The organism is Kribbella sp. NPDC048915 (assembly GCF_040649595.1).
Taxonomy (GTDB): Bacteria; Actinomycetota; Actinomycetes; order Propionibacteriales; family Kribbellaceae; genus Kribbella.
In genome coordinates this window covers 1-5,411 of record NZ_JBEZFT010000146.1, presented here as the reverse complement: position 1 = coordinate 5,411, position 5,411 = coordinate 1, and the positions used below count along the sequence as shown (strand labels likewise).

Sequence of the window (5,411 nt, the reverse complement as noted above, 5' to 3'; positions counted from 1 at the left end):
CTGGCCGATCCTGGGGTGAAATCCTCCCCGGATCGGGCCCGGATCGTGGCCTGACGCCGCCGCAGATCACGATCTCCGGCTGTAGTACTAGGAGGGTTTCTTCAGGCGGGAGGGGGCGCGGGTACGGGCATGGCGTGCCGGGTGTCCCAGGTACAGACGTGGACGGGCGTGGGTGTGGGGCTGGGTGCGGCTGGGCGCGTGAGTTCTTGGGGGTATGGACGGGTGGTGGTGGGTGTGGACAGGAAATAACGGGTGTGCGGGCACCGGTGCTTGTTCACACCCCCGGCAGTTGGCGCCAGGGACGGCGGAGAGCGTACGGCGGGTCTGGGTGGCAAGCCCCGCGTGACGGAAAGACGGACCCGGCGGGAGGAGGGCCGGGTCCGTCTTTGGGGGCGGAGGTGGTGCTGTCAGGCAGGTTCGCGGTGTCCGCAGTACCTGCCTGACAGGCCTCTTGTCAGAGGGGGGTCAGTGCTGGACTGCCTTTTCGGCGCCGGCGCCGGTGAGGGAGCGGACTTCCATTTCGGCGAAGCGGTCGATGTCGACCGGCTCTTTGCTGGTGACGGTGCCCAGCCAGCCGAGGACGAAGGCCAGCGGGATCGAGATGATGCCCGGGTTGTCGAGCGGGAACCAGTGGAAGTCGATGCCGGTGTCGGTGATCATCGACAGGCTGGCGCCGGTCTTCTTGTCAACCTTGCCGGAGACGACCGGGCTGAAGACGATCAGGATGATCGTCGAGGCCAGACCGCCGTAGATGCTCCACAGTGCGCCGCGGGTGTTGAAGCGCCGCCAGAACAGCGAGTACAGGATGGTCGGCAGGTTCGCGCTGGCCGCGACCGCGAACGCGAGGGCGACCAGGAACGCGATGTTCTGCCCGTTGGCGAAGATGCCGCCGATGATCGCGACGATGCCGATGACGACCGCGGTCATTCGGGCCACCCGGACCTCGCCGTCGCCGCTGATCTGGCCCTTCTTGATGATCTGGCCGTAGATGTCGTGCGCGAACGACGTACTCGCGGTGATCGTCAGGCCGGCCACCACGGCGAGGATCGTCGCGAAGGCGACCGCGGAGATCACCCCGAGCAGCACCTCGCCGCCGAGTTCGAACGCGAGCAGCGGTGCCGCCGAGTTCGCCTTGCCGGGCGCGGCGCGGATGACGTCGGGGCCGACGATGGCCGCGGCGCCGTACCCGAGGACCAGCGTGAACAGGTAGAAGATGCCGATGATCCAGATCGCCCAGCTGACGCTACGGCGGGCCTCCTTGGAGTCCGGCACGGTGTAGAACCGCATCAGGACGTGCGGCAGGCCGGCGGTGCCGAGGACCAGCGCGAGTGCGAGCGAGATGAAGTCGAGCTTGGTGACGCCGGTGGCGCCGTACTGCAGGCCGGGGTTCAGCAGCTTGTCGCCGGCGGCCGGGCTGTTCTCGACGGCCGCGCCGAGCACGCCGGACAGGTTGAAGGTGTACTTCGCCAGTACCCAGAGCGTCATGATGCCCGCGCCGATGACCAGCAGCACGGCCTTCACGATCTGCACCCAGGTGGTGCCCTTCATGCCGCCGACGAGCACGTACGTGATCATCAGGATGCCGACCACGGCGATCACGATGCTCTGCCCGGCCCGGCCGGAGACGCCGAGCAGGAGGGCCACCAGACCCCCGGCGCCGGCCATCTGCGCCAGCAGGTAGAAGAAGCAGACGCCGAGGGTCGAGATCGCGGCCGCCATCCGGACCGGCCGCTGCTTGAGGCGGAACGACAGCACGTCGGCCATCGTGAAGCGGCCGGTGTTCCGGAGCAGTTCGGCGACCAGCAGCAGCGCGACCAGCCACGCCACCAGGAAGCCGATCGAGTACAGGAAGCCGTCGTACCCGTTCAGCGCGATCGCGCCGGCGATACCGAGGAAGGACGCGGCGGACAGGTAGTCACCGGCGATTGCGATGCCGTTCTGCGGACCGGTGAACGAGCGGCCGCCGGCGTAGAAGTCGGCCGCGGTCTTGTTGTTCCGGGACGCCTTGAAGACGATCGCCAGTGTGGCCAGGACGAACAGCGCGAAGATCGCGATGTTGACGGTCGGGTTACCGATGTCGGTTGCCAGCGGCAACATCAGCGGGGCGGTCACTGCGGTTCTCCCTCGAGCTGGTGGCGCAATTTCTCGGCGTCCGGGTCGACCCGGCGGTCGGCCCAGCGGACGTAGATCATCGTGATCGCGAACGTCGACACGAACTGGCCGAGGCCGAACAGCAGCGCGACGTTGATGTTGCCGCCGATCCTGTGCGACATGAAGCCGGGCGCGTAGGCGGCCAGCAGGACATAGACGAAGTACCAGACCAGGAACAGTGCGGTCATCGGGAACACGAAGCGCCGGAACCGGCGACGCAGCTCGGAGAAGTCCGGTGACAACTGGACATCCCGGTACGTCGTCAGGTCTGGATCGCGCATGTCACTCATCGCGAAACCTCCAAGACGGGGGATCACGCCGGGCGGTTGGAGCCGGCTCTGACCCGTACTGTGGCGCGGGTCACGCGCCGCCCGACAGCACGAATGCGCGCCGAGCGCTCAGCGGAGCACACCAGTCGTTCGGTGGATCGCCGAACTGCGGTGAGCGGTAGGAATCACACGACGAGCGGTCGTCACCGCGACGGCAGGCCGCGGTCGACGTCGACGGCTTCAGGCGTGTGCAGCCGGACCATTGAGCGGGCGGTGCCGGCCGGGATCTTGTGCGGGGTGAGCTTGGAGACCACGATCACGGTGACGAAGGCGAGCGGCATCGTCCATGCGGCCGGCTGGCCGATCAGCGCCTGCGGCCAACCGCCCTGCGGTGGACCGGCGACGTTCACCAGCGCGGCCGCACTGGCCGCGACGCCGCCGACGACGAGACCGGCCGCGGCGCCGGTCGTTGTCATCCGCCGCCACCAGATGCCCAGCACCAGCAGCGGGCAGAACGTCGACGCGGCGAGGGCGAACGCGAGCCCGACGGTGTCCGCGAGGCTCAGCGAACCGGTGGCGGTGAAAGCCAGGTACGGCACGATCATCGCGAGCAGCGACGCGATCCGGAAGCTGTTCACCGCGACGTAGTCGCCGCCGGTCCACCGGTGCAGACGGGTCCGCAGCAGATCCTGGTCGATGACGCCGGCGATCGCGACCGTCAGCCCCGACGACGTCGAGAGGAAGGCCGCGAACGCACCGGCCGCGACCAGCGCCCCGAGCAGATCCCCTGCTGTACCAGGGAAAACGCGGCCCGGCAGCTCGAGCACGACGGTGTCGCCGCCGGTCGTCACGAGGTCCGCGGCGAACGTCCGCCCGAGGATCGCGTACATCGGCGGGAACAGATAGAACAGCCCCAGCAACGCGAGCACGACGACGGTCGTACGGCGGGCCGCACGGCCGTCGGGGTTGGTGTAGAAGCGGACCAGCACGTGCGGAAGGCCCATCGTCCCGAAACACAGAGCCAGCAGCAACGAGTACGTCGCGTACAGCGGGTGGTCGCGGCCGCCCGCGCGGGACAACGGCTCGGCCCATTCAGCAGCCGCGCCGTGCAACGAGTCGAGGACGCCGACCGGCTGGTTCCAGGCGAGCAGGATGACGAAGATCGGTGTCGCCAGCGCGGTCAGCTTGAGCCAGTACTGGAACGCCTGGACGAACGTGATCGACCGCATGCCGCCCGCGGCCACGTTCATCACGACGATGACAGCGACGATCATCGCGCCCACCTGGGGCGGCGCGCCGGTGACCGTCTGAACCGCCAGCCCGGCGCCGTGCAGCTGCGGCAGCAGGTACAGCGTCCCGATACCGACCACGAGCCCCGCACAGATCCGCCGTACGACGGGTGACTCGAAGCGGGTCTCGGCGAAGTCGGGCAGCGTGTACGCACCGGACCGGCGCAGCGGAGCGGCTACGAGGACCAGCAGCACCAGATAGCCCACGGTGTAGCCGACGGAGAACCACAGCATGTCGGCGCCGTTCACCAGCACCAGACCGGCGACGCCGAGGAAGGACGCCGCGGACAGGTACTCGCCACTGATCGCCGACGCGTTCCAGCGTGGGCTGACGGCGCGGCTGGCGACGTAGAAGTCGCTGGTGGTGCGGGAGATCCGCAAACCGAACAGGCCGATCCCGATGGTCGCCACGACCACCAGCCCGATCGCGGTGAGGCTCATCGCCGGCGACATCGCTACTGCCGTCCCACGAACTCGGTGAACTCCGCCTCGATCCGCTCCGCCTGCCGTACGTAGATGCGCGCCGCGCCGTACAGCACCGGGTACACGAGGATGCCCAGGAGCACCCAGGGCAGCGGGAGACCGAGGACCGACAACGTGCGCGCAGGTGGGACCAGCCAGAACAGCAACGGGATGCTGCCCAGGACAAGCAGTACGGCGCCGATGACGGCCAGCGCGAGTCGTAGCTGGGACTGGATCAGTGACTGCATGTAGACCTCGCCGAGCCGGGTCTGCTCGTCGATCTCGCGCGCACCGGTCGGCATGATCGGACGCCGGGCCGCGCTGGTCCGGGGGCTGGTGACGCGCACCCTGCGTGGTCCGTCGGGAGTGCTCATGTCACTTCAGGGAGGTCGAACGGACCAGGAGGTCGCGGAGCTCGCGCGTGTGCCGCCGGCTGACCGGGAGCCAGTCGTCACCGACCCGTACCGAGCAGCGGCCGCCGTCCACCCGCATCTCGTCCACGTGCTGCAGAGCGACCAGCGTGCTCCGGTGGATGCGTGTGAACCCGGCGTCCTTCCAGCGCTCCTCCAGCGTGCTCAGTGGGATGCGCACCAGGTGTGAGTTCTGTCCGGTGTGCAGGCGGGCGTAGTCGCCCTGCGCCTCGACGTACCGCACGGTGGAGCGCTGGACGAACCTGGTGACACCGGCCAGTTCCACGGCGATCACCTCGTCGTCGGAGTCCTCCGGCGACTGCACAGCGGCCGGCGCGCCCTGCGTGACCACGCGGCGGACTGCCTCGGCCAGGCGCTCCTGCCGGACCGGCTTCATCACGTAGTCGGTGGCCTCCAGGTCGAACGCCGCCACCGCGTGCTCGTCGTACGCCGTCACGAACACGATCTGCGGGCGGCTGGCGAACTTCTTCAGCACCCGGGCCAGATCGATGCCGTCCAGGCCGGGCATCTTGATGTCGCAGAACACGACGTCGAGGTCGGTGGCCTGCAGGATCTTCAGCGCGTCCGGTCCGTTCGAGGCCGTGTGGATCGGGCCGATCCGCGGGTCCTGGCCCAGCAGGTACACCAGCTCGGCCAGGGCGGGCTCCTCGTCGTCCGCGACCAGCGCGCGCAGCGGAGTGTCGGCCATATCGCGAACCTTACGGCGAACGCTAACCTCGGGATTTCACGTGGTTGGGGTTGTGTTCGGCGCGTAACGCACGGAAGTGCCTGTCTGGTGGGGGATTCTTGGCTTGTCGAAGGTCAAGTTC

General features: G+C 68.5%; 5 protein-coding genes. All 5 read right to left on the bottom strand.

Features of this window, described 5'->3' with window-relative positions:
* Positions 1-465: 465 nt before the first annotated feature.
* On the bottom strand, positions 466-2,097 hold the full coding sequence (locus AB0B82_RS35245; RefSeq protein ID WP_360178892.1) for a cation acetate symporter: 1,632 nt from the start codon (positions 2,095-2,097) through the stop codon (positions 466-468).
* 11 nt (positions 2,098-2,108) lie between these two features.
* A complete protein-coding gene (locus tag AB0B82_RS35240) occupies positions 2,109-2,441 on the bottom strand; it encodes a DUF485 domain-containing protein (RefSeq protein WP_360178889.1) in 333 nt (110 codons plus the stop codon).
* A 182-nt stretch (positions 2,442-2,623) separates the two neighbouring features.
* The gene (locus AB0B82_RS35235) at positions 2,624-4,150 is read right to left on the bottom strand and encodes a cation acetate symporter (RefSeq protein WP_360178886.1); all 1,527 of its coding nucleotides are present in this window, start codon (positions 4,148-4,150) and stop codon (positions 2,624-2,626) included.
* Positions 4,151-4,164: 14 nt separating this feature from the next.
* Positions 4,165-4,545, bottom strand: a complete 381-nt coding sequence (locus AB0B82_RS35230; protein ID WP_360178883.1) for a hypothetical protein — start codon at positions 4,543-4,545, stop codon at positions 4,165-4,167.
* Between the two features lies 1 nt (position 4,546).
* Complete coding sequence (locus tag AB0B82_RS35225) at positions 4,547-5,290, bottom strand: LytTR family DNA-binding domain-containing protein (protein WP_360178880.1); 744 nt, start codon at positions 5,288-5,290, stop codon at positions 4,547-4,549.
* Positions 5,291-5,411 lie beyond the last annotated feature (121 nt).